Annotated in this window: 1 protein-coding gene; it reads right to left on the reverse strand. The window is 66.8% G+C overall.

Annotated features, from left to right (window positions below; all coding sequences use genetic code 11):
• A partial coding sequence (locus E1294_RS52260; protein WP_165978013.1) for an IS3 family transposase occupies positions 1-368 on the reverse strand: 368 nt, incomplete at both ends.

A 368-nucleotide genomic window follows, 5' to 3' on the forward strand; every position in this document is an offset into this window, starting at 1 on the left:
CCGAAGCCAAGTACAGCGGCCCCTCATCGGTGCGGATCATCGTGACATCGCCGACCCACAGCACGTCCGGAGCGACTGCGGTGAACTTCCGCCGCACCAGATCCGGCGCGGCCGGCCGCTTGCCCTGCCGGGTCAGCGAACGCGGCTTCTTCGGCCCGCGGCCGGCCAAACCGAGTTCGGCCATCCGCTTGGCCACGGTGTTCTCCGACAGCTTCCAGCCCTCCGCCCTCAAATCTTGGGCGATGCGGGGCGACCCGTAGGTGCCACCAGAGGCGGCAAAAAGCCGTTTGATCTCCTCATCCAGCCGGGCACGCCGCTCTTCCCGAGCTGTTGGCCTGCGGTTCTTCCATTTGTAGAACCACGAGGGC

This window comes from Nonomuraea diastatica, from assembly GCF_004349015.1.
GTDB classification, from domain to species: domain Bacteria; phylum Actinomycetota; class Actinomycetes; order Streptosporangiales; family Streptosporangiaceae; genus Nonomuraea; species Nonomuraea diastatica.